Below are 22,440 nucleotides of genomic sequence, written 5' to 3' on the forward strand. Positions count from 1 at the left end.
CGACTAATTGAGATGGATGCCGCCCGGCATGAGCTCGGGCACGTAGCCCGCTTCCACGGGGATGTGGAACTCCCCGACGTGAATGTGCGGACCGCGCTTCCAGTGGTTGTTGGTCGCCTGCAGATCGCTTGCGTGGATGCGGATGGGCACGCCGAGCTTGCGGGCCTTCGCAATGAGATAGTCTGCGCTCGCCTTATCGAGGGCGGCCGCGCGGGAGTAGGCCTTCAACTCCTTCCGGAAGGAGCGCAGCTCCGCGGTGCGCGCCGAATCGGCCTGAGGAAGCGCTTCCCCATAGGACTGGCGGAAGGAGGCGTCGACTTCGTCGATCCCGTCGACCGAGGCCTTGCGGGCGGCGTCGAAAGTGCGGGAGATGGCCTGGTTCTGGACTGCCGGCTCCGCCTGGATCTTGGCGAGGTCGGCGACTTCGGCGACCAGGGCCTGGGCCTGGGACTGTACGCTCTCGACGCGGGCGACGGGCTTCAGGGTCGCGGCGGGAGCGGCGGAGGCCGCCGCGGCGACGGCCTTCGGCAGGACGATGGGCTGTGCCGAGAGGACCGGGGTCGGGGAGGCGCCCTGGTAGGAATAGAAGACCGGGTTGTTCGCGGCCGGGAGGCTCGGCAGCATCGAGGGCGCGAGGGTCGGCGCCGCCAGGACCGCCGAGACGGCGAGGGCCGCCGTCTGGACCACGGGTACCGTCACCGGGACGGAGCGTACGGCCGCGACCTGCTGCCCCCACGAGAGGGCCGGGACCAGGAGCGCCAGCAGTCCGAATCCTGTCTTCCTCATGTCCTCAGGATAGCCCCGACCCCGGCCGGCTTGCGGGGTCCGAGGACCCAGTCCTTCCGCCTCTCAGGACCTATCTGAATATGGGCCCTTAGTCCCTCTCCAGATAGTGCGATACCTCCGTCCCAGATACCAGTTATCAGGGAACCAAGTATCACGAAACCTGTTATTCCGGAAACAGGTTCATGGGAAAAACGCATTTAATCGCTTGGATTCAGCTGAGGCGGGAGAGGAGCTCGAGGAGACGCGTCTTGAGGCGTCCGTAGGGGAACCACCAGGGCTCGGGGGAACCGAGGGGCCACTCGTGGACGAGGACGGATTGGGGGCGGCAGAACATCCGCAGGCCCTCTTCGGAATGGCGGACGCCGAGGCCGGAGGCCTTCCAGCCGCCGAAGGGCAGGGAGTGGACGGCGTTGTGCGTCAGGAGGTCGTTGACCCCCACGACCCCGCACTCGAGGAGGGCGGCCAGCCGCTCCCCGCGTCGCCCGTCCCGCGTCCAGACGCTGGCGGCGAGCCCGCTGGGGTGCTCGTTGGCCAGGCGCAGGGCGTCCTCGACGCGCTCGACGGCCATCACCGGGAGGATGGGGGCGAAGCTCTCCTCCTCCATGACGAGCATCCCCGGCTGCGCTCCGAAGACCAGCGCCGGGGAGACGAGGAGGCGCTCGCGGTCGAGGATCTCCCCGCCGACGACGCGCGCGCCCTTGGCCCGGGCGTCGTCGAGGTGGCGCTCGAAGACGGCGAGGCGGTCGGGCCCGGCAAGGCGGCCGAGGTCGACGTCCCAGCCGTCGGCGAGACCCGGGCGCAGCGCGCCGGTCTCGCGCTCGAGCAGCGCGCAGAACGCGTCGTGAGCCGCGCGCTCGACGAAGACCCGCTCGACGCCGACGCAGACCTGCCCGCAGTTGGCGAACGCGCCCCAGACGGCGGCCTTCGCGGCGCGCTCGAGCGGGGCGTCGCGCAGGACGAGCATCGGATGCTTCCCGCCGAGCTCGAGCACGGCCGGGATCATGCGCGCGCCCGCGGCGCGCGCCACGCTGCGCCCCGCCTCGGCCCCGCCCGTGAAGACGACGAGGTCGGAGCGCTCCACGACTCCTGCGCCCGTCTCGGGGCCGCCGGGAAGGACCTGGAAGAGGCCCTCGGGGAGAAGGCCCGCCGCCGCCGAGCGGCGCGCGAACCACAGGGCGGTGCGCGGAGCGCGCTCGGAGGGCTTGAGGATGACGGCGTTGCCGGCCAGGAGCGCGGGCATAACGTCGGAGAACGGGAGCAGGAAGGGCATGTTCCAGGGGCTCACGACCCCGACGACGCCGCGCGGGGACCAGCGCACGTAGGCGCGCTTATTGAGCAGCGTCCATGGGCGCGGCGCCGGGCGGTCCTGGAGGAGGCGGTGGGCGTTGCGCGTGAAGTACTTGAGCGCGAGGCGGGAGGGGCCCAGCTCCATGAGCTCGAACTCGGAGCGGAGCTTCCCCGTCTCCTCGTGCACGACGCCCGCGAGCTCCTCGCGGCCCCGCTCCAGCACGCTCCAGAGCCGGCGCAGCAGGCGCACGCGCTGGCTCAGCGTGTAGTTCGCCCAGAGCCCCTGCGCGGCGCGGGCGCGGGCGAAGGACTCGTCGAGGGCCGCGGCGGGGAGGTCGGTCGGATGGGGAGCTGCCACGGACCGATTATATACATCTTCTCAGCGAGACGAAGGGTTGCTATCATCAACACACCACGGAGGAACACATGTTGAAGAACGCCCTGCAGCACGCCCGCAAGGACCGCCAGAAGACCGTCGCCGAGCTCTCGAAGCTCGCCGCCATCCCGAGCTGCTCCTTCGCCGGCTTCCCCCCCGCCGAGCTCAAGCGCGCCGCCGACGCGACGGCCGACCTTCTCCGCAGGAGCGGGCTCGAGCACGTGAAGCTCGTCTCGGTCCCGGGCGCCCCGCCCTACGTCTACGCGGACTGGCTGCACGCGCCGGGCAAGCCGACCCTCCTCCTCTACGCCCACTACGACGTCCAGCCCGTCGGGGACGTCCGGAAGTGGAAGTCTCCGCCCTACAAGCCGACGATCCGCGCCGGACGCCTCTTCGGACGCGGCACGGCCGACGACAAGGCCGGCATCGTGGTGCACGCCGCTTCCGTCGCGGCCTGGATCAAGACCTCGGGGAAGCTCCCGGTCAACGTGAAGGTGCTCATCGAGGGCGAAGAGGAGTGCGGCGGCAGCCACCTCGACCTCTTCCTCAAGAAGAACAAGAAGCTCATCATGTCCGACGTCATGGTCATCGCCGACTGCGGCAACGCCGAGACGGGCCTGCCCAGCGTCACGACCTCCCTGCGCGGCCTCGTGGCGATGGACGTGACCGTGAGCGCGCTCGACCACTCCCTGCACTCGGGCATGTGGGGCGGGCCGCTGGCCGACCCCGTGCAGGCTCTGGCCAAGATGATCGCGTCGCTCTCACTACCGGACGGCCGCATCGCCATCCCCGGCATATACAAGGGCGTGCGCCCCCTCTCGAGGGTGGAGAAGGAGAGCCACAAGGCCCTGCGCTTCATCGCGAACCAGTACCGCAAGCAGGCGGGCCTGCTGCCCGGCGTCGAGATCGTCGGCGGCAAGGCCGGCCCGCTCGAGAAGATGTGGCGCCTTCCCGCCGTCTCGGTCAACGCCATCGAGGCCTCCTCGCGCAAGGAGTGCGCCAACATCGTCAACGGGAGCGCCTGGTGCCACCTCGGCATCCGCACGGTGCCCGGGATGGACAACGCGCGCGTGCTCAAGCTGCTGAAGGCGCACCTCCTTAAGAACGCGCCCTGGGGCGTGAAGGTCGAGTTCTCGAACATCGGCACCGGCCCGTGGTGGACCACCGACCCCGAGTCCGAGGTCTTCCGGGCGACGAACCGCGCGCTGAGCGCCGGCTACGGGAAGAAGACCGTCTATGTCGGCACCGGCGGCTCCATCCCCTTCGTGGGCGAGCTCTCCGAGGCCATGGGCGGAGCGCCGGCCCTGCTCGTCGGCGTCGAGGACCCCTACAGCAATCCGCACTCCGAGAACGAGAGCCTCGACCTCTCGGACCTGCAGAAGTCCGTCGAGTCCTCGGTCCGGCTCTACGACGAGCTCTCGAGGGTCAAGAAGGTCAAGTAAGCCGTCCGGGCGCAAGAAAGCCGCCGGGCCCGCGCCGCGGGCCCGGCGGCTCGCTTTTCAGAGGAGCGTCGAGAGCTTCGAGACGAATTCCTTGTCGGAAGGGAACATCTCCGCGGTCGGGATCTCCGCGAGCGGCGCCCAGAAGAGCGCGACGACATCGTCGCCGTTGCCCCCTTCGCGCAGGCGCCCGCCGGTCTCCTCGACGAGCCAATAGATGCTCAGGAGCTGGAAGGGCTTGGTCGTGGACTCGTGCAGGCCCTCGCTCGCGTAGAGCGTGCGGACCGGCCGGACCTCGAGCCCGGTCTCCTCGCGGAACTCGCGCAGGAGCGCGGCTCCCGGCGCCTCCCCGGCGTCGATGCCGCCGCCGGGGAAGTTCACGAACTCGCGTCCCTGGAAGGTGCTGCGCGTGAGGAGGACTTTCCCTTCGCGGAGGAGGACGCCGTAGATGCGGCAGCTGAAGGCGCGCTTCAAGACGGAGCGGTGCTCAGGAGCGTCTCGACCATCTTCTGCACGGCCTCGGTCTTGAAGGGTTTCGTGATGAAGCCCGCCGCGCCCATCTCCATCGCCTTCTGGCGCGTCTCATCGCTGTTGTTGCTCGACCATAGGATGAAGGGGATCTTTTCGGCGCGGCCCTTGTCGATCCAGCGCTGGAGGAAGTCGAAGCCGGAGGCGCCGGCCAGGTTGATGTCGCTGATGACGAGGTCGAAGTCCCCGTCGGGATGGTCGCGCTCGGCCTCCTCGACGGAGCCGTAGACCGAGAGCTCGTAGCCTCCCAGGACGAAGCGCATGAGGTCCTGGTAGCCCGGCTCGTCCTCGATGACGAGAACGCGTTTGCCCACACGCAGAGGATAAAGATGCGCTGAAGCACTGTCAAGGGACCTCCTGTGACTCCAGTCACAGGCGCGGACGCACATGCTAGAATCGCGGCATGCAGAGCGGCTGGCAGAACCTTTCCGGGATGGCGGCGGTCGGCGCGAGGAGCTCCGGCTCTCCCCTGCTCCCCTCCTGGCTCTTCGGGATCGTCGCCGCCGTCGTCGTCCTTGCGGCGCTCACCATCGTCCTCGGCGTCGTCGGACGCTTCCTGAAGAGCTGGCAGGAGTCGCGCCAGGCCGCGCGCATCGCAGCGAACTACCTGCGGGTCACGGAAGAAGGGCGGAAAGCCCGCGAAACACGCGGCGAACCTCCGATATCCTGAGCAACCGCCGCGCACCGCTCCGGCGGGCGGGTGGGCGGTGGAGCCGGCGCGAGGTATGCGCGGCCGCTCGCGCATACCTCGCGCCTCCAGACCCGACGCCTTCATAGCGGGAGGTGTGCGTCGAGCGCGCACACCTCCCGCGAGGCGACTCGACCCACCCTCCCGCCGTAACGGGGCACGGCGGCTGCACAGGCATGGACCTGAGCGGGATCGAGCCGCCCCTGTCGCCGCCGCTGCCAGCCCGAGCCGACTGGTAGTCGGCTCAGGGGGCGCGGTTCCCTCGCTCCGGAGATGAAGAGTCCTTCCGACGTGGCCGGAGCTCGGCGGCTCTTCAAGGGGGGCTCTGCCCCCCGTTTCGTCGACGCTAGCTCCCCACGCTGCGCTCGGTCGCGTCGCTGAACCCCCCGAAGCGGAAAGGTCAGCGGTCGATCCGACCCACATACACCACTTTGAAAACGAAGGGCCCCCGTGAGGGAGCCCTTCGGTTTTAAAGTGGTGGACCTGAGCGGGATCGAACCGCTGACCTCCTGCATGCCATGCAGGCGCTCTCCCAGCTGAGCTACAGGCCCTTATGACGACCGGGGCATTATACCAAGTGTATTCGTGCGCCGACAATGGAGTAATTTCACGATCCGTTCCTGGTGCAGCCGCCGCGCACCGCTCCGGCGGGCGGGTGGGGTGGCGACGCTGCGGCGGGTGTGCGCAGAGCGCACACCTCCCGCGGAGCGCCTCGTCCCCCCACCGCATCGCACACCGCGGCTGCTCAGGTCATAAAAGAACCCTCGAGCGAACGACCACTCCTTCTTCAGACCCATCCCGCCTAGGTCCAAAATCCCGTCCCCGTTCCCCCAAGGACCCCCGCGCGCCCTCCCTCTCCCCGCTAGACTATCCTCGATGAGTTCTTCCCGCACGCTCGCGCGCGTCGCCGCTACCGCCCTGCTCTTCGCGGCGGTACAGGCGCGCGCCCAGGTCGTGCGCGTGGCGCCGGTCCCGCTCACGCTGGGGGTCCCCGCCGTCCTCGCGCAGTCCGCTTCCCTCCCATTTTATGCGGGCCTCCTCGCGCGCCAGAACGCGGGAGAGACCCTCGACCTGAGCGCGGTCCCGCGCCCCGGGCTCGCGTCCTGCGACGGAGGCCGCTTCATGCTGACGCAGGGCTCCGGACGCTACGAGAAGCTGCACGCCGGAGAACACATGGAGCTCTTCGTGCCCGAGGACCAGCCGCTGCCCTCCGGCTCCGTCGTCCTCGAGCGCGGCGTCCCCGGCGAGCTCGCCGCCGCGGCGAACCTCCTCTCCTCGCGCGGCAAGACCGGCAGCAACCCCGTGCTCGTCGGGATCTTCACCGACGGGAAGACCTTCGTGCGCGTGCGCGCCGGCCGCGAGGACATCGACGCCCCCCTCTCGAAGGCCGCGTACGAGGAAGAGGAGCTCTCCGCCGCTCTCCTCGAGCGCGCGGGCGCCGCCCGCGCGAAGCTCGCGCGCCGCCTCGCCAGCCCCTCCTTCCGCGCCAAATCCATCCTCGAGCGCCGTTCCGCCCTCCTCAAGATGCTCGACGCCGCCGGCCGCTGAACCGCCGCGCACCGCTCCGGCGGGCGGGTGGGCGGTGGCGCCGGTGCGAGGTATGCGCGGCCGTTCGCGCATACCTCGCACCTCCAAACCTCACGCCCTCATAGCGGGAGGTGTGCGTCGAGCGCGCACACCTCCCGCTGCGCGTCTCGCCCCCCCGCCCACCGTGGCGGGACGCGGAGGCTATCAAGGCCTAAAAGAAGAAGGCCCCGTCTTTCGACGGGGCCTTCGCTCACGCCGACGGCGCTACTTCTTCGGCGGCAGCTGGATGACGCCCGACTCCATTTTGACGTGCGTTTCTTTCCGGGCGCGCGCGATGGTCGTCTCGGCCAGCTTGTAGAGCGCGTCGCGCGACATCGGGTTGCGCGCGAGGCCCTGCTCGATGGCCTTCATGCCCACGGCGACGGCCTCGCGGGCGAAGACCTCATGGTCGCTCATCTTCGGGATGATGTTGTCCTCGTGCAGGCCCTTGTCCTCGGCGCACTTCGCCAGCTCCCGGGCGGCCGCGATGCACATCTCGTCGGTGATGGTGCTCGCGCGCACGTCGAGAGTCCCGCGGAAGATGCCGGGGAAGCCCAGCGAGTTGTTGACCTGGTTCGGGAAGTCCGAGCGGCCGGTGCCCACGATGCGCGCGCCGACCTCCTTCGCGTCCCAGGGCCACATCTCGGGGATGGGGTTGGCGGTGATGAACACGATGGCGTCCTTCGCCATCGTCGCCACCCACTCCTTCTTGATGGTGTCCGGGCCCGGCGTCGAGGCCGCCGAGAGGACGTCCGCGCCGCGCAGCGCCTCGGCGATGCCGCCCTTGAGGTCGTCCTTGTTCGTGATCTGGCACATGTGCCACTTGTCCTTGTGCGTCTCCTTGAGGTCGGTCCGGCCCTTGTGGAGCGTCCCCTTGGAGTCCACGTAGATGAGGTTGCCCGGCTTCGCCCCGGCGGCCATGTAGAGCGTGCCGATGCGGATGTTGGCCGCCCCGGCGCCGACGAGCGTGATCTTCACGTCCTCGATGCGCTTGTTCACGATCTTCAGCGCGTTGATGAGCGCCGAGAGACAGACCGTGGCCGTGCCCTGCTGGTCGTCGTGCCAGACCGGGATCTTGCAGCGCTTGCGCAGCTCGTCGAGGATGTAGAAGCACTTGGGCTGGGCGATGTCCTCGAGGTTGATGCCGCCGAAGGAGGGCTGGATCGCCTCGACGACCTTGATGATCTCGTCGGGGTCCTTCGTGTTCAGGCAGAGCGGGAAGGCGTCGACGCCGCCGAGGTACTTGAAGAGCAGGCCCTTGCCCTCCATGACCGGCAGACCGGCCTCGGGGCCGATGTCGCCGAGGCCGAGCACGCGGGTGCCGTCGCTGACGACCGCGACCATGTTCCCCTTGTTGGTGTGCTCGTAGACCTTCTCCGGGTTCTTGTGGATGTCCTTGCAGGACTCGGCCACGCCCGGGGTGTACCAGATGGCGAAATCGTCGAAATCGCGCACGCAGCACTTCGGGGAGACCTCGATCTTCCCCTTGTAGAACGGGTGCAGGACCATCGCGTCCTTCGCGGGCTGGTAGGCCTTGGCGAGGAGCTCTTCCTTCGTGAACTTCTTCATCGGCTCGGGCTTCGCGGTGTTCTGGGCCATGGGTTTCCCCCTTTCTGCGGCGTCGATTGAACCTTCGGGATTGTAGTAAACGCCCCCCCCATGGACAAGGGAGCAGTGAGGATGCCTATTTGTTATAGTTATTGGCAGGTCACCTATGGAACAGGGTGCTAACAAGGACGAGCCCAAGAAGTTCAAGCCCCAGCCCGCGCTGCCGCGCAGCGACGGCGCCGAGCAGACGCCGCTGGAGCGCGTCCAGAACTTCGACGAGGTCGCCCGGGGGCTGAACCGCGAGGAGGCCGCCCGCGAGGCCGGCCGCTGCCTCCAGTGCAGGAACGCTCAGTGCGTCGCCGCCTGCCCGGTCAACATCGACATCCCCGCCTTCATCGAGCGCGTGCGCGAAGGCGACCTCGCCGGCGCCCGCGCGAAGATCCTCGAATCGAACCTCCTGCCCGCCATCTGCGGCCGAGTCTGCCCGCAGGAGACCTACTGCGAGCACGCCTGCATCCTCAACAAGGGCGGGAAGTTCAAGCCCGTCGCCATCGGCCGCCTCGAGCGCTTCACCGCGGACGAGGCGCGCGCGCAGGGGCTCCAGGCCTCCCCGCCGATCGCGAAGGAGACCGGCCGAAAGGTCGCCTGCATCGGCTCCGGCCCTTCCTCGCTCACCGTCGCCGCCGAGCTGCGCCGCCTCGGTCACGAGGTCACCGTCTACGAGGCCCTCCACGAGTTCGGCGGGGTGCTCATGTACGGCATCCCCACCTTCCGCCTCCCCCGCGAGGTCGTCCGCGCGGAGATCGACACCCTCAAGAAGATGGGAGTCCGCTTCTACGCCGATGTCCTCGTCGGCCGCACCGTCACCGTGGCCGAGCTCATGGAGTTCTACGACCTCGTCTACGTGGGGACCGGCGCCGGCCTGCCGGCGATGATGGACGTCGAGGGCGAGAACCTCGTCGGCGTCTACAGCGCCAACGAGTTCCTCACCCGCGTCAACCTCATGCACGCCGACCAGTTCCCCCGCTACGACACCCCCGTCTTCGTCGGCCGCCGGGTCCTCGTCGTCGGCGGCGGGAACTCGGCCATGGACGCGGCCCGCGGCGCGCTGCGCCTGCGCCCCGAGAGCGTCACCGTCGTCTACCGCCGCTCGCGCGCCGAGATGCCGGCCCGCGCCGAGGAGATCGAGCACGCGATGCAGGAAGGCGTCCGCTTCGAGTTCCTCTCCGCGCCCGTCGCTCTCGAGGGCGACGGCAAGGGCCGGCTCAAGAGCGCACGCTGCGTGCGCATGCGTCTGGGAGAGCCGGACAAGAGCGGACGGCGCCGCCCCGAGCCCATCGAGGGCTCGGAGTATTCGCTCGAGGCCGACAGCCTCATCGTCGCCATCGGGCAGAGCCCCAACCCCATCATCCAGCAGACCACCCCGGGCCTCACGACGCTCAAGTGGGGGACTCTCCAGGCGGATGAGCGCGGGAAGACCTCGAAGGACGGCGTCTACGCCGGCGGCGACGTCGTGCGCGGCGGCGCGACCGTACTGCTGGCCATGCGCGACGGCAAGGTCGCCGCCGCGGCGATGAACGTCGACCTCGACGCCCTTGCGGGCGGCAAGAAGCGATGATCACTCCCGAGCCCTACCGCATCGTCGCCAAGGACGCCCTGAGCTCGACGGTCGCGCGCTTCGTCGTGCGCGCCCCCCTCGTCGCGGCGAAGGCGAAGGCCGGGCAGTTCGTCATGCTGCGCGCGAGCGACGCGGGAGAGCGCGTCCCCGTCACCCTCGTCGACTGGGACGCGACGGTCGGCACGGTGACCGTCATCGTCCAGGCCGTGGGCAAGACGACGACCGAGATCCTGACCCTCCCGCTCGGAGGAGAGTTCCTCACCCTCGCCGGCCCCCTCGGAGTCCCCGTCGAGCTCAAGCGCTGGGGCACCGTGGTGTGCGTGGGCGGCGGCGTCGGCATCGCCGAGGTCCTCCCCATCGCCAAGGCGTTCAAGGACGCGGGCAACCGCGTCGTCTCCGTGCTCGGGGCCCGCACGAAGGACCTCCTCATCCTCGAGCGCGAGATGCGCGGGCTTTCCGAGGAGGTCCTCGTCACCACCGACGACGGCTCCCACGGGAAGAAGGGCCTCGTCACCGACGCGCTCTCCGAGCTGCACGCGCGCGGCGCCGCGATGGATGCCGCCTTCGTCATCGGCCCCATCCCGATGATGCGCTTCGTCGCCGAGCTCACGCGTCCCTGGGGCCTGCCGACCTTCGCCAGTCTCAACCCCATCATGGTCGACGCCACCGGCATGTGCGGCGGCTGCCGCGTCGTCGTCGGGGGCAAGTCGAAGTTCGCCTGCGTCGACGGCCCCATGTTCGACGCGCACGCCGTGGACTTCCCTCTCCTGCAGACCCGCGCCGCCGCCTACCGCGCGCAGGAACAGGAAGCCCTCGAGCGCTGGAACAAGACCCACACCTGCAAACTGGATCAACATTGACAAACCCTTCCACCCCTCCCCTTCCCGCGGGAAGGGGTCAGGGGTAGGGGGAGCATCCAAAGGCCTGCACGTGCAGGCCTTCGCCTTTCCCGAGTTCCCTCCTCCCCGCAGGGAGGCATTGGGGAAGGTACTCCCAAAGACATCTTCGCGTGTTATCCAAAATCATTGTTCCCCGAGCATCTTTTAAGTACATTGCGGGAGACGTTGGTGGCGCCGCGAAAACGGACGGAAGGCGGCGCCGGAGAGGGAGAATGCGCACCTACGAGTTCACCTGCGCCCGCTGCGGTCAGACCGTCAAGGAATCCACCCAGATCCTGGACGCGTGTCCGGAATACTGCCAGGCCTGCCTGCTCGAGATCCAGGCGCGGACCGACGCCAAGCTCGGCGTGGTCCGCCCGCCGGACCCGATGGTCCGCAAGGACCCTCAGACCCCGACGGCGCCGATGTCCAAGACTCCGGCCCCCCCGCCCAAGCCGGCGAAGCCCGCCGCCCCCCAGCGCCCGGGGACCCGCGTCACGATCCGCCTCCAACCCACCTGCCCCTCGTGCAAGGGACGCGGCAAAGTGAAGGGCGCGCTCTGCCCCGACTGCAACGGCTCCGGAGTGAAATCATGACCCCGCCCATCCCCGCCCTCGGGACCTTCGACGCCGGCCGCGCGCTCGGCATCCTCGCCTCCGTCCTGCGCGAGCCGACCGCGCCCTACTTCGAGCACCGCGTGCGCGCGACGATCCGCCGCGCGCTCGAGACCGTGGACATCCCCTGCCGCATCGACGCGCACGGGAACCTCGTCGCGCACTACCGGCGGGGCAAAGCGTTCCCGGTCGCCTTCACCGCCCACATGGACCACCCCGGTTTCGAGGTCCTCTCCGTCTCCGGCCGCACGGCCCAGGCGCGCTGGAACGGTCAGGTCCCCGTCTTCGACCTCAAGGGGCTCAAGCTCGCGCTCTGGCCCTCGGAGCCGGGCGCCATCCGCCACGGCACCGCCGTCGTCCTCAAGGGCGACGGACGCAAGCCGGCCCCGGGCAACGCGGAGCTCCTCCTCAAGGTCCCCGAGGGGACGAAGCCCGGCTTCTTCGGCCACGCCGACCTCCCCCTCTTCGAGCTCTCCGAGGACCTCATCCGCTCGAAGGCCCACGACGACCTCGCCGGCTGCGGCGCCGTCGTCGCCACCCTCGACCACCTCGCGCGCCGGCGTCTCGAGGGCGACGTGCTCGCCGTGTTCACGCGCGCGGAGGAAGTCGGCTTCAAGGGCGCGCTCGGCGCCGTGAAGTCCCGCCTCATCCCCCGCGAGCGCCCGGTCGTCGTTCTCGAGTGCAGCAAGGCGCTGCCCGGCATCCCCCAGGGCGGCGGCGCGGTCGTGCGCGTGGGCGACAAGATGAGCGTCTTCGACGCCGACCTCGCCTCCTCCGCCTTCGAGCGGGCCAAGGAGCTCCAGGCCGCGCGCGGGACGCTCTGGCAGCGCAAGCTCATGGACGGCGGGACCTGCGAGGCCACGGCCTTCGGGCTCGCCGGCTACCGCGCCATCTGCCTCGCCCTGCCGCTGGGCAACTACCACAACAACGGGCCCCGGGGCGTCGCCGTCGAGACCATCCATCGCCGCGACTTCCTCGGCTCGGTGGAGCTTCTCACCGCCTTCGCCGCCGGCGGGCTCGACCCGCTCGGCGCGCGCCGGCGCCTCAACGCCTGGCTCCAGGGCCGCCTCACCGCGGCCGATGAGCGCAGACTCAAGCGCGGCCGCTGCTGCGCGATGCACTCTTGATCATCGATCCCGGGGCACGCCCCGGGATCGATGTTGCGTAGGTCGGAAGCACCCGCCGCAACGGAGGTCGCCCATGCCGTCGAACGAGTGGAACCAGCGCTCGGCCTACCTGTTCGTGAAGTCGGACTGGAAGGCCGGCGAAGCCGTCTGGAAGAAGGTCCAGGCCTGGCCCGAGACGATCGGAGCCTGGATGGTGACCGGGAACTGGGGCGTCATCGTCTGGATCGACGCCCACACCTGGGAGGACCTCTACGACAAGGTCGTCGAGATCCGAGCGATGAAGGGCGTGAGCGCCACCTCGACCCACCTCGTCTACAAGGGGACGAAGGACGCGAAGTGGTGGTGGGAGTGGCCGGCCGGGGCCTGGGTGCTGCTGCGCTCGCCGCACCTCAACGGCGAGATGCGCTCCATCTCCAAGTGGAACTGGGCGACGAGCGTCGCCTCCATCCCCGGGGACTGGGACTACCTGATGTGGAACGGCGCGAAGGACTGGGACAAGGTCTGGTCGAACGTCGCGGAGATGAACCGCGTCGGCTGGCAGACCGAGACCCTCGTCCCCATCAAGGCCTGGTGGAACAAGACCTGGAAGAACGCGTGGTGGGGCGCCGAGGAAGAGGAATCCTGCGCCGCCTGCCCGGGCTGTCGGTAAACGCTCAGGGCGTCCGCTCGACGGGGGAGGGCTTCCGCCCTCCCCCGTCTCTTTTACCCTATAGGCCTTAGGTCCTATGTGGATATAGGACCCTTGACTTACTATAGAAAAGCCTCTAAAACTATCTCATGCTCCCGTATCTGGATCTGGGGTCTCTCCATCTGTCCGTCTGGGCGCTCGGCATCAACCTCGGCTGGATCGCCGCCTTCCTCCTCGGCCTCTACAACGCCCCCCTGCGCGCGTATCCCCGCTGGACGATCGTCATCCTCCTCCCTTGGATCGTGCTCGGAGCCTTCGCCGGCGCCCACGCTTTCTACCTCCTTGTCGCCTCGCCGACCCCCTTCTCCCAGCTCACGGCGCGAGAGGTCCTGAACATCTTCAGCGGCACGGCCATCCAGGGCGCCATCCTCGGCATGCTCGCCGTCGTGGCCGTCGGCAGCCGCCTCGCGCGGATCTCCCCCCTGAAGGCGCTCGACCTCGGCGCGCCCTCCTTCGCGCTCTTCCAGGTCTTCAACCGGGTCGGCTGCTTCGGCGCCGGCTGCTGCTGGGGCCGTCCGGCCCCGAGCTGGCTCGGACTCACGATGACCCATCCGGCCTCCGCGGCGCCGGTCGGGATCCCCCTCTATCCGACCCAGGTCTTCGACGGCACGCTCTGCCTGGTCCTGGCCGGGCTCCTGCACCGCCGCCTGCGCGTCGCGGGACGCCCCGACGGGGAGCTCGTCCTGCTCTACGTGCTCGGCTACGCCCTCATCCGCTTCGTCGTGCAGTTCTTCCGCTACGATTTCATCCCGCGTCCGCCGCTGGGCCTGAGCGCCTATCACTACATGGCGCTGGCTATGGCGTCGGCCGCGGGCGCCGCCCTCTGGGCGGTGCGATCGAACGCCGTCCGGAGGCCGTCATGATGCTCTCCCGCGCCTTCAGCATCCTGCTCATGCCCGCCGTCTTCGTCCTCGTCTTCAGCGGAAGCAAGTGCGACAAGGACAAAGAGAGCAGCAGCCATCACGGCGGCAGCCATAACGACGGCGGCGGCACCAGCAGCAAACCGCCCTCCGGCGGCTGGCAGCTCCCGACGCCCACTCCGGTCCCCATGCCGAAGCCCAACACGGAGGACAGCACGCGGCTCATCCCCCCGCAGCCGGCGACGAACACGGCGCCCCGGGGGGGCGGGGAGTCCGCCGGCGGCCCGGCCGTGACCCAGAAGCCGAAGCCGGAGGAGACGCTCATCGCCCAGAAGCCCTACGTCCCGCCCCCGGAGATCAGCGACACTCCTCCTCCCGTGAGCGCCCCCCGCTACCGGACGCTCGTGGGCATCCCCGAGATCAACGGCACCGCCGCTGAGTTCGCCAAGAAGGGCGGAGCCGGCACGGGGAGCAAGGGGCTGCGTCCCGTCGACGATGAGATCGACGCCTCGGGCCTGAACGCGTCGGTCTCCGCGCCCTCCGGGGAAGCGGCGATGGAGGCCGCCCTTCGGCACGGCGCGCTCTCCGAGAACGCGCGCGTCCAGGAGATCATGAGCATCGAGGCGGCGGCCGACCCCGTCGCGCAGTCGCAGGAGTTCCAGCGCTCGGCCCTGCTCAAGATGAAGATGATGGATTTCAAGGGCGCGCTCAAGGACGCCACGCGCGCCATCGCCCTGGACCCGAAGAACCCCGACGCCTATCTCGTGCGCGCCCGCACCTACGCGCGCATGAAGGACTACTCGAGCGCGGAGGCCGACGCGCTCAGCGCCATCGGGATCTCCCCCAACCACGCCGAGGGCTGGCACACCGTCGCCTGGTCGCAGATGCAGCAGGGCAAGTTCAAGGACGCGCTCAACAGCATCAACCGCGCCATCCAGCTCGACCCCGACAACGCCTCGAACTTCGCGATGCGGGCCATGATCCGCGAGAAACTCGGAGACCGGAGCGGGGCGCTCGACGACATGAAGCGCGCCTCCCGCCTCGACTCCCGCTACAAGGACATCTACCGGAACGCCAAGAACGGCGGGAGCATCTTCGAGTCCCTGCAGGACGACGCCCTCTCGCTGCTCGACGAGGTCTCCTCCGGAGGGAACCGGCCCGTCGCGCCCTCGCTCTACGGGGCGCTGGCCCTCTTCATGGGCAGCCTCGGCTGGGGGCTCTGGGCCTTCCTGCGGCGCAAGGAGAAGGACGAGGACGCCTCCTTCCGCTCGAAGATGGCGGCCCTGCGCGAGCCCGAAGCGGTCGACGACGGGAAGATCGCCGGGAAGTACGAGGTCCTGCGCATGATCGGCCGCGGCGGCATGGGCCAGGTCTTCGTGGCGCGCGACCTCTCCCTGGGACGCGAAGTCGCGGTCAAGCGCATCGCCGAGGCCTACGCGAAGCTCGACGCGCGCGCCAAGGAACGGGTCCTCGCGGAGGCGAAGACCGTGGCCTCCCTGCACCACCCGGGCATCGTGGACATCTACGAGGTCATCGAGCGCGGTTCCGAGCTCTTCCTCGTCTTCGAGCTCGTCTCGGGGAAGACGGTCTCCCAGCTCCTCGCGGAGGAGAAGCGGCTGACGCCCCAGCGCGCGCTGGAGGTCCTGCGGCCGATCTGCCAGGCCCTCGACTTCGCGCACGGCAAGGGCGTCGTCCACCGGGACCTCAAGCCCGCGAACATCATGGTGACGACCGCGGGCTACATCAAGCTCATGGACTTCGGGATCGCGCACTCGACCGCGAAGCCGCCGCCGGCGGTGCTCGCGACGGCGCCCCCCGGCGCCGCCGACAAGCTCTTCGTCTCGCACACGGCCAACCTCACCGGCACGCCCGCCTACATGCCGCCGGAGGCCGAACGCGGGGAGGTCCGCCCGGCGTTCGACGTCTACTCGCTGGGCGCCTGCCTCTACGAGATGCTGACGGGCGCCGCGCCCTTCCCGCATCCCGTGAAGCTCACGGACAAGCTCGACATGCGCTTCCAGCCGCCCTCGGTGCGCGTGCAGGGCCTCTCGGAGAGCTTCGACAAGCTCGTGTCCGAAGCCCTGCAGGCCGACCCGGAGAAGCGCATGAAGTCGGCGAGCGAGTTCCTCAGCCGCCTGGAGGCGGCCGTATCAGGGAAAGCCTGAGCCGAACCCTTCCTCCACTCCCCCTCCTGCGGGAAGGGGAGTTAAGGAAGGGTTAGTAGTAAGTTCCCTTATACCGCGCGCAATAGACCAGGTTCACGAAGGTCATCGCGCGGGTGATCTTCCCGAGGCGGTTGCTCGGCACGGTCACGAGGGAGGCCCGGCCCTTGAGCGCTTCGGCATCGGCGTTCCCCTGATGCGAGACGTCGAGCACGACGGCGCCCGGCCGCACCCAGGCGGGGTCGAGCTCGAAGGTCGGGTCGGGGACGGCGAGCACGAGGATGTCGGCGCGGCGCACGCAGGCCTCGAGGTCGTCTTTGCGCGTCTTGTGGTAGCACTTCACGACCGTCGCGCCCAGGTTCTCGAGCATGAGTCCCAGCGGCTTTCCCACCCGCATCGAGTTGTTGACGACGACGGCGAAGGCGCCGTCGATGCGGACCTCGGGGCGGCTCTGCAGGGCCTTCACGACGGCCTTGGGCGTCGCCGGCACGACGCACTTGATCCCGCGCGCCTCGTCGAGGAAGCGCTTGTACTTGATGAGGTAGCCCAGCGAGACCGAGTGCAGGCCCTCGACGTCCTTGTAGGGCGAGACGAGGTCCATGACGTCCTCGTCGTGCAGCGCGCAGCGCAGGGGATAGAGCACGATGAGCCCGTGGGTCCCGGGATCCCCGTTGACGCGCTCGATGTGCGCGCGCAGCTCGTCCTCGCTGCCCGCTTCCAGCGCGAGCGCCTCCATGCCCAGGCGGGCGGCGTCCTTGAGCATGAGGTCGCGGTACTGCGCCGAGCCCGCGTCCGCGCTCGGCCGGTAGAGCAGGGTCGCCAGGCGCGGGGCGAAGGGCAGGGCGGCGCGCTCGCGGCGCACCCAGTCGAGGCAGCCCTCGGCGACGGCGCCGCTGTCGAGGACGGAGGTCGCGACCGCGGGGGCGCTCACTCCTGCGGGGCCGCGCCGAGTCCGGGATAGCGGCCCGCCTTGAGCGGCGCGAGCGTCTTCGCGGCATCCGCCGGGACGAGGAGGTCCACTCCCTTCTCGAAGCTCGTCATGGGCGTGAGGTTCGCCTTCTTGAGCGAAGGCACGACGTAGTACGTCGCCGGGCCCGGCGGGCAGGAGACGAGCCGCGCGTCCGGCCAGCGTCCCTTCACCTCGAGCCACTTCGTCGCGAGCGTCGACGAGCCGACGCTCTGGCCGACGAGCCGGCCCTCGACCTCCTTGCTGCAGCAGCCCACCTGAGCGAGCACCGCGACGCCGTTCGCATCCTCGACGGGGACGTACCAGCTCCCCGTCTTCGCGAGATGCGGCGTCAGCGGCCCCTTCTTCCAGGCCTGCACCTTCTCCATCGAGAGCTCGTAGAGCTCGACGGGCTTTCCGTAGCGAAGTTCGCCGGAGCCCGCGAGCCCGATGCCGCGAAGAGTCTCGGCTTTCTGGGCGCCGACGAAGCGCTTCGCGGCCTCGACGACCTCCCGCTCTTCGAGAGGGCCGGAGACCTTCTCCCGCTCGAGCCCTCGGACGGGCAGGGCGAGAACGGCGGAGATGACGACGAATACGAGAGTTCGGTTCATGGGCGCCTCCGGGGGCATCATACTTTTTCGAGACGGGCGCAGTCATTGACGCTCCTCCCGCGAAGGAGCATAATCACGCCGTGGGACTCCCGTTCTTCGGCGGCTCCAAAAGGGCGAAGAAGCTCATCCTCGTCATCGAGGACGACTTCTCCATCGCCTCGCTGCTCAAGGACGTGCTCGAGGGCTTCGGCTACGCGGCGCTCACGGCCGGCGACGGCGTCGAGGGCATCCGTCTCGCGCTCAAGGAGAAGCCCGACCTCATCATGACCGACGTCATGATGCCCAAGATGGACGGCTTCGACACGACCCGCAACCTCAAGAGCCACCCCGAGACGAAGGCCATCCCGATCCTCATGTGCACCTCCCAGGACCGCGTCACCGACGTCGAGCGCGGCCTCGCCTGCGGCGCCAACGACTACATCCCCAAGCCCATCGCCTTCCCCCGCCTCCAGGAGAAGGTCCTCAAGCTCATCGGGCCGCCGACCCCGCAGTGACCCGCCGGCTCGCCCTCCTCGTCCTCCTTCTCGCCGCCTGCTCCACGGCCCGGGTCTCCGACTACGGCCGAGCCACCTCGGCGCAGGTCACCCAGGCCGTCCGGGTCCACGATGCCGGCTTCGACTCCTACATACAGTACGAAGGCCCCGGGGTGCGCCGGGACCTGCCGGGAGGCGGGGAGCTCGCCTGGGACCTGCGCGGCTGGCGCGACCGCAAGACGGGAGCCGACCGCCACGAGCTCCGCGTCGACCTCGTCTACGGCAGCCTCGAGTGGCGGCACTACGGGGCCTACGCGCTCGACGCGGCGACCCAGCCGCTCAAGAGCATCGACCGCTCGGTCGAGGCCTGCGCCACCCAGGAGCTCTGCCGCTACCGCGAGATCTTCGCGGTCCCCCTCTCCACGACGGTCCTCAGGGAGCGCTATGCCGGAGGACTCAGCGTACGCATGACCACCCCCAAGGGCGACTCCATCGACCTCCGCGTCCCCGTCGCCTACCTCCAGGGCTACCTGCTCGCCGCCGGCTGGCGCGCCGACGCGCCGAAGCCCCTCGCCTCCCCCGCGACCGGCCAGCTTCCCCCTCCCGACCTCCCCGGGCTCCTGCCGCTCGCTCCGGCCGCGACCGGGGCCGCCGCGTCCGCGCTCGAGCTTCCCGGCCTCGAGAACGCCCTCCTCCCGCCGCCCGCCGCCCCGGCGAAAAAGTAGTTGCTCTCCGCCCGCGAGGGCGGTAGACTTCTTCCATGAGAAAGCTCCCTTTCCTCGTCCTGCCGCTGCTCCTCGCCGCCGCCTGCGCGAAGAAGTCTCAGCCCCCGCTCGTCATCGCCGACGCGAGCGGCACCGTGCGCTATCAGACCGGGCCCGACGGGCTCGCGACGCGCCTCTCCTCCGGCAGCGAACTCGCCGACGGCGGCCGCATCACCACGGACCAGGACGGCCGCGCGGCCATCGTGTTCCCCGACGGCTCCCGCTTCGAGCTGGGCCCGCGCAGCGACTTCACCGTCGAGAGAGCCGCGGGAGAGGAGCCCTCCTTCAAGCTGGCCCTGGGCCGGCTCAAGGCGAGCATCGTGAAGGCCTCCTCCCGCCGTCTCTACGTGCGCACCCCGCGCGCGGTGGCCTGCGTGCGCGGCACCGAGTTCAACGTGTCGGTCCGCAAGTCCGGCCGCACGACCATCGACCTCTTCACGGGCCAGCTCTCGGTCTCGGACGACAAGGGCAAGAGCGCCGAGCTCAGCGCCGGCCAGCGCCTCGTCGCCGACGCCGAAGGCCTCCTCGAAGCCGCGCCCATCCCGACCGACATCCGCCAGGAGGCCCCGCTCCCCGGCGACGACCTCCAGGACCAGGCCCAGGCCATTTTGCCCAAGCATCCCAAGCGCGGCGCCCCGATGAGGATTCCCGATGCGGACTTGGAAGTCGATGGCGATAAACCTCTGGAGGCGCCTCGATAGGACTGGAGTTCCCTATCTCCCCTTCCTGCGAGTTCGCACTATCAGTTTCCTCACCGCGTGCGATCCCGGCACTATAGGTCGGGGTGCCGGCGAGGGGGCCAGGGGGAGGGGGAGTATGAACGCAAAGGGCCCGCTAACGCGGGCCCTCTGCCTTTTGGGGTTCTCCCCCCTCCGACCTCCCCCCGAAGGGAGAGGAGGGTCGGAAGGTGAATTCACTTGAAATCGAAGCGTGACTCTCTAAGCCAATCCAGGAGGGATCTTTCGGAGGAGTTCAGCTCGCCGCTCGCTGAACGCCACTTGAGGTCCGTGTAGACCCGCTCCTTGAGCGAGGTCTCCAGCAGGTCGAGGTACTTCTGCAGGTCATCGCCGCGTCCCTGCGGGCGCAGCTCGAGCATCCGGGTGAGAACGGCCTTCTCCGTCGTCTCCCTCACGCGCACGGGCTTGGCGCCGCCGCAGCCCGAGAGAAGGACCGCCAGAAGCAGCGAGACCGGCAACGCCATCGAGTTCGTCCGCATCGTGAGTGATTCTATCCGAAATGGCCTCCTTTCAGGAAGATGCTCCCTGGATTCCCACAGGGAATCCAGGGAAACCGCCCGGTTACGGAAAGCCCCCCTCCCTTCACCTGCGCGCATAGGGCCATCGACTGGCCGCGGGAAGGTCGAACTGCCCTCCCAGCTTTCCACCTTTTACGGCATCCTGTGAGCATGAACGGTGCGCTTCTCGCCCCTTTCCTCGCCCTGGCTCTCGCGGCCCCCGCGTCCGCCGCCCGGGACACCGCGGCCGGCGTCCAGGCGGCCTTCACCGACCTCACCGCCTGCTCGGGGAACCCCGACGCGCATCCCTTCTGCAAGCTCAAGAACGAGTCGTACGCCCCCTGGGACGAGGCCTCCCGGACCCTCGTCCTGCGCGCCCTCTCGCCCATCGGGGAAGCCCCCGGCTCCGTCGTGCTCGAGGGAGCGTTCGCCGAGCATGGGATCAAGGGAGTCCACTTCATCCGCATGGCCTCCGGCGAGGACACCGCGGCCAGCATCATCTTCGAGGACCAGGTCCTCGTCTATCTCTACCCGCCCTTCTTCGCCGAGAAAGTCGTCTACGGCTCCTGGAGCCAGCAGAGCCACGTGCTCGCCCACGAGTTCTTCCACGACTACGCGCGACTCCACGCGACCCAGGGCGTCTTCAGCTCCCCCTTCTACAGCACGCTGACCGAGGCCCTCGCCTGGGGCTATCCCAAGAAGCGCCACCAGGCCGTCCCGCGCGAGGAGTACCTCGCGAAGCTCAAGCTCCGCAACGCGCTCGTCGCCGAAGGGAAGTACGCCGACTCCGTCGAAGTCGACCTCGGCTACGCGCGCTCCCTCGGCTTCCCCTCGCTCTACTCCATGACCGAGGTCGAGGAGTACTTCGCCGAGCTTTCGGCCTTCCTCCTCCACGACTCCGCGCTGCCCGCGCAGCTGCCCCCCGCCGTCACGACCTGGCTGCGCGCCAACGACCTCGCCCCCCTCCTCGGCGGATAGGCCTTTAGACCTGGCCGGGCCCGCCCCGGGAGGCCCTCCATATGCGCGTGCGTACGCTCCATACTGGGGTATGGCCCTACGCACAGGACTCCTCCTCGGACTCCTCCTGGCGCTCGCCGCGCCCGCCTCCTCCTCCGAGTTCGCCGGGCTCGACGCCGCCTCCGAGCCGCTGAGTACGCTCGTCCAGACGGCCCGGAAGCTCAGGACCGGCCGTCTCGCCGCCGCCGAGTCCGCCGCCCCTGGGGAGAGCCCCATCTCCTACGCCGCGGTCTGCCGCGGCGACGGCGACGCACTCGCCGCCGAGCGCGAGGGGCGTCTCAAGGCCGGCCTCCAAGCCATCGAGCCCGCCCTGCGCATCCGCTTTGCCGTCATCGCCTCCAAGCACGGACTGCCCGTCATGGAGGGCAAGGATTACCTTGCGTCGACCCTGACGAGCATCACCTACACCTACCCGCACAGCTCCGCGAAGGCCAAGGCCGCGCTCGCCGACTTCGCCGAGGCCATCGAGGAGGCCGTCCTCGCCCGCGTCCGGGCGCCCGACTACGCCCGCATCAAGGCCGCGCTCATCGCCCGCATCGAGTCCAAGACGACGCTGAGCTCCGAGGACAAGGCGAAGCTCGTGCACCGCGTCCAGGTCACGGAGATGGCGCTCCCCTCCCGCTACATCCGCGAGTATCTGACGACCACCGACGAGCTATGGCCCGTCGTCCCCCAGCTCTTCGCCGACCAGGCCTGGAACGCCTCCTACGACGACCTCGGCGGCGCCGCCGTCCCCGAACTCACCCCGGACATGAGCCTCATCATCCTCTACCCGGGCTTCCTGCTCGCCGAGGACCGCGGAGACGGCTCCTCGCACCTCGACTATGTGCTCGCCCACGAAACCGCCCACTCCATCGACTCCGGCCGCTTCCCCGGGCTCTACAAGGATTTCATCGGCTGCATGAAAACGGCGCACGGGGCGGACTTCAAGGCGTGGGACGAGGTCCTCGCCGACTACTGGGCCGCCGAAGCCCTCTCGGGCCTCCCGAACGCCGGCGCCGCCGAGCTCGGAAAGTCCTTCGAGATCGTCTGCGGCACATCTGGAGAGGGTGCCGACTCCCTCCTCGGCCACCTCGTCTCCGCCGAGCACCCCTCCGGCCGCTACCGCATCGACCGCATCCTCGGCGGCAACGCCGAGCTTCTACGCTCCCTCGGCGTCTCCGCACCGCCCGCCTCCTGCGGTCTCTGATAGCGAAATGGTATCGTAGGGCCCTCGCAGCCAACGGAGGT

General features: G+C 69.3%; 23 protein-coding genes and 1 tRNA gene. 15 read left to right on the forward strand and 9 right to left on the reverse strand.

Annotated features, from left to right (window positions below; all coding sequences use genetic code 11):
• Positions 1-3: 3 nt before the first annotated feature.
• Together WC969_04580 and WC969_04585 are read right to left on the reverse strand one after the other, a co-directional pair.
• Positions 4-786, reverse strand: a complete 783-nt coding sequence (locus tag WC969_04580) for a hypothetical protein (GenBank protein ID MFA6029114.1) — start codon at positions 784-786, stop codon at positions 4-6.
• 211 nt (positions 787-997) lie between these two features.
• Positions 998-2,431, reverse strand: coding sequence for an aldehyde dehydrogenase family protein (locus WC969_04585; GenBank protein MFA6029115.1), 1,434 nt, complete (start codon positions 2,429-2,431; stop codon positions 998-1,000).
• A gap of 68 nt (positions 2,432-2,499) precedes the next feature.
• On the opposite strand from WC969_04585, the gene WC969_04590 reads away from it, so the two are divergent.
• Positions 2,500-3,891 carry a M20/M25/M40 family metallo-hydrolase gene (locus tag WC969_04590; GenBank protein ID MFA6029116.1) on the forward strand — a complete coding sequence of 464 codons (1,392 nt, stop codon included), beginning with the start codon at positions 2,500-2,502 and terminating at the stop codon, positions 3,889-3,891.
• Positions 3,892-3,948: 57 nt separating this feature from the next.
• Here the strand turns inward: WC969_04590 and WC969_04595 are convergent, their stop codons facing one another.
• Both WC969_04595 and WC969_04600 read right to left on the reverse strand, forming a co-directional pair.
• The gene (locus WC969_04595; protein MFA6029117.1) at positions 3,949-4,362 is read right to left on the reverse strand and encodes an NUDIX hydrolase; all 414 of its coding nucleotides are present in this window, start codon (positions 4,360-4,362) and stop codon (positions 3,949-3,951) included.
• The gene (locus tag WC969_04600; protein MFA6029118.1) at positions 4,359-4,730 is read right to left on the reverse strand and encodes a response regulator; all 372 of its coding nucleotides are present in this window, start codon (positions 4,728-4,730) and stop codon (positions 4,359-4,361) included. Before WC969_04600 ends, WC969_04595 begins: the two co-directional genes overlap by 4 nt.
• Positions 4,731-4,819: 89 nt before the next feature.
• Between WC969_04600 and WC969_04605 the strand changes: the two genes are divergently transcribed.
• Entirely contained in the window at positions 4,820-5,086 is a 267-nt protein-coding gene (locus tag WC969_04605) for a hypothetical protein (protein MFA6029119.1), read from the forward strand.
• A gap of 493 nt (positions 5,087-5,579) precedes the next feature.
• Here the strand turns inward: WC969_04605 and WC969_04610 are convergent.
• Positions 5,580-5,655: transfer RNA gene (locus tag WC969_04610), tRNA-Ala, on the reverse strand.
• A gap of 325 nt (positions 5,656-5,980) precedes the next feature.
• Between WC969_04610 and WC969_04615 the strand changes: the two genes are divergently transcribed.
• Positions 5,981-6,652, forward strand: a complete 672-nt coding sequence (locus WC969_04615) for a hypothetical protein (protein ID MFA6029120.1) — start codon at positions 5,981-5,983, stop codon at positions 6,650-6,652.
• A 243-nt stretch (positions 6,653-6,895) separates the two neighbouring features.
• Here the strand turns inward: WC969_04615 and WC969_04620 are convergent, their stop codons facing one another.
• Complete coding sequence (locus WC969_04620; GenBank protein ID MFA6029121.1) at positions 6,896-8,269, reverse strand: NADP-dependent malic enzyme; 1,374 nt, start codon at positions 8,267-8,269, stop codon at positions 6,896-6,898.
• A gap of 115 nt (positions 8,270-8,384) precedes the next feature.
• Here WC969_04620 and gltA point away from each other — a divergent pair, with 115 nt between their 5' ends.
• The 7 genes from gltA (at position 8,385) to WC969_04655 (ending at position 16,168) form a co-directional block, all read left to right on the forward strand.
• A complete protein-coding gene (gene gltA, locus WC969_04625; protein MFA6029122.1) occupies positions 8,385-9,836 on the forward strand; it encodes an NADPH-dependent glutamate synthase in 1,452 nt (483 codons plus the stop codon).
• Positions 9,833-10,696 (forward strand): sulfide/dihydroorotate dehydrogenase-like FAD/NAD-binding protein, encoded by an 864-nt coding sequence (locus WC969_04630; protein MFA6029123.1) that lies wholly within the window; start codon positions 9,833-9,835, stop codon positions 10,694-10,696. The genes gltA and WC969_04630 overlap by 4 nt, the downstream gene beginning before the upstream one ends.
• 251 nt (positions 10,697-10,947) lie before the next feature.
• On the forward strand, positions 10,948-11,310 hold the full coding sequence (locus WC969_04635; protein ID MFA6029124.1) for a hypothetical protein: 363 nt from the start codon (positions 10,948-10,950) through the stop codon (positions 11,308-11,310).
• Positions 11,307-12,455, forward strand: coding sequence for a hypothetical protein (locus WC969_04640; GenBank protein MFA6029125.1), 1,149 nt, complete (start codon positions 11,307-11,309; stop codon positions 12,453-12,455). Before WC969_04635 ends, WC969_04640 begins: the two co-directional genes overlap by 4 nt.
• A gap of 73 nt (positions 12,456-12,528) precedes the next feature.
• Positions 12,529-13,104 (forward strand): Lrp/AsnC ligand binding domain-containing protein, encoded by a 576-nt coding sequence (locus tag WC969_04645; GenBank protein ID MFA6029126.1) that lies wholly within the window; start codon positions 12,529-12,531, stop codon positions 13,102-13,104.
• A gap of 128 nt (positions 13,105-13,232) precedes the next feature.
• Positions 13,233-14,006, forward strand: coding sequence for a prolipoprotein diacylglyceryl transferase family protein (locus tag WC969_04650; GenBank protein MFA6029127.1), 774 nt, complete (start codon positions 13,233-13,235; stop codon positions 14,004-14,006).
• A complete protein-coding gene (locus tag WC969_04655; GenBank protein ID MFA6029128.1) occupies positions 14,003-16,168 on the forward strand; it encodes a protein kinase in 2,166 nt (721 codons plus the stop codon). The genes WC969_04650 and WC969_04655 overlap by 4 nt, the downstream gene beginning before the upstream one ends.
• Positions 16,169-16,220: 52 nt before the next feature.
• On the opposite strand, the gene WC969_04660 is transcribed toward WC969_04655, so the two are convergent.
• Together WC969_04660 and WC969_04665 are read right to left on the reverse strand one after the other, a co-directional pair.
• Positions 16,221-17,096, reverse strand: coding sequence for a bifunctional 5,10-methylenetetrahydrofolate dehydrogenase/5,10-methenyltetrahydrofolate cyclohydrolase (locus WC969_04660; protein MFA6029129.1), 876 nt, complete (start codon positions 17,094-17,096; stop codon positions 16,221-16,223).
• Complete coding sequence (locus tag WC969_04665) at positions 17,093-17,722, reverse strand: hypothetical protein (GenBank protein ID MFA6029130.1); 630 nt, start codon at positions 17,720-17,722, stop codon at positions 17,093-17,095. The genes WC969_04660 and WC969_04665 overlap by 4 nt, the downstream gene beginning before the upstream one ends.
• An 80-nt stretch (positions 17,723-17,802) precedes the next feature.
• On the opposite strand from WC969_04665, the gene WC969_04670 reads away from it, so the two are divergent.
• Genes WC969_04670 through WC969_04680 form a run of 3 tightly spaced genes read left to right on the forward strand, consistent with a single transcriptional unit; the run spans position 17,803 to position 19,660 of the window.
• Positions 17,803-18,216, forward strand: a complete 414-nt coding sequence (locus WC969_04670; GenBank protein ID MFA6029131.1) for a response regulator — start codon at positions 17,803-17,805, stop codon at positions 18,214-18,216.
• A complete protein-coding gene (locus WC969_04675; GenBank protein ID MFA6029132.1) occupies positions 18,213-18,920 on the forward strand; it encodes a hypothetical protein in 708 nt (235 codons plus the stop codon). Before WC969_04670 ends, WC969_04675 begins: the two co-directional genes overlap by 4 nt.
• 35 nt (positions 18,921-18,955) lie before the next feature.
• Complete coding sequence (locus WC969_04680; GenBank protein MFA6029133.1) at positions 18,956-19,660, forward strand: FecR family protein; 705 nt, start codon at positions 18,956-18,958, stop codon at positions 19,658-19,660.
• A gap of 212 nt (positions 19,661-19,872) precedes the next feature.
• Here WC969_04680 and WC969_04685 read toward each other — a convergent pair whose 3' ends face one another.
• The gene (locus tag WC969_04685) at positions 19,873-20,175 is read right to left on the reverse strand and encodes a hypothetical protein (GenBank protein MFA6029134.1); all 303 of its coding nucleotides are present in this window, start codon (positions 20,173-20,175) and stop codon (positions 19,873-19,875) included.
• A gap of 189 nt (positions 20,176-20,364) precedes the next feature.
• Here WC969_04685 and WC969_04690 point away from each other — a divergent pair, with 189 nt between their 5' ends.
• Together WC969_04690 and WC969_04695 are read left to right on the forward strand one after the other, a co-directional pair.
• Positions 20,365-21,171 (forward strand): hypothetical protein, encoded by an 807-nt coding sequence (locus tag WC969_04690; protein ID MFA6029135.1) that lies wholly within the window; start codon positions 20,365-20,367, stop codon positions 21,169-21,171.
• 70 nt (positions 21,172-21,241) lie between these two features.
• A complete protein-coding gene (locus WC969_04695) occupies positions 21,242-22,399 on the forward strand; it encodes a hypothetical protein (protein ID MFA6029136.1) in 1,158 nt (385 codons plus the stop codon).
• Positions 22,400-22,440: the final 41 nt, after the last annotated feature.

The sequence above is a fragment of the Elusimicrobiota bacterium genome, from assembly GCA_041660925.1.
In the GTDB taxonomy this organism is placed as follows: domain Bacteria; phylum Elusimicrobiota; class Elusimicrobia; order UBA1565; family UBA1565; genus JBAZUV01.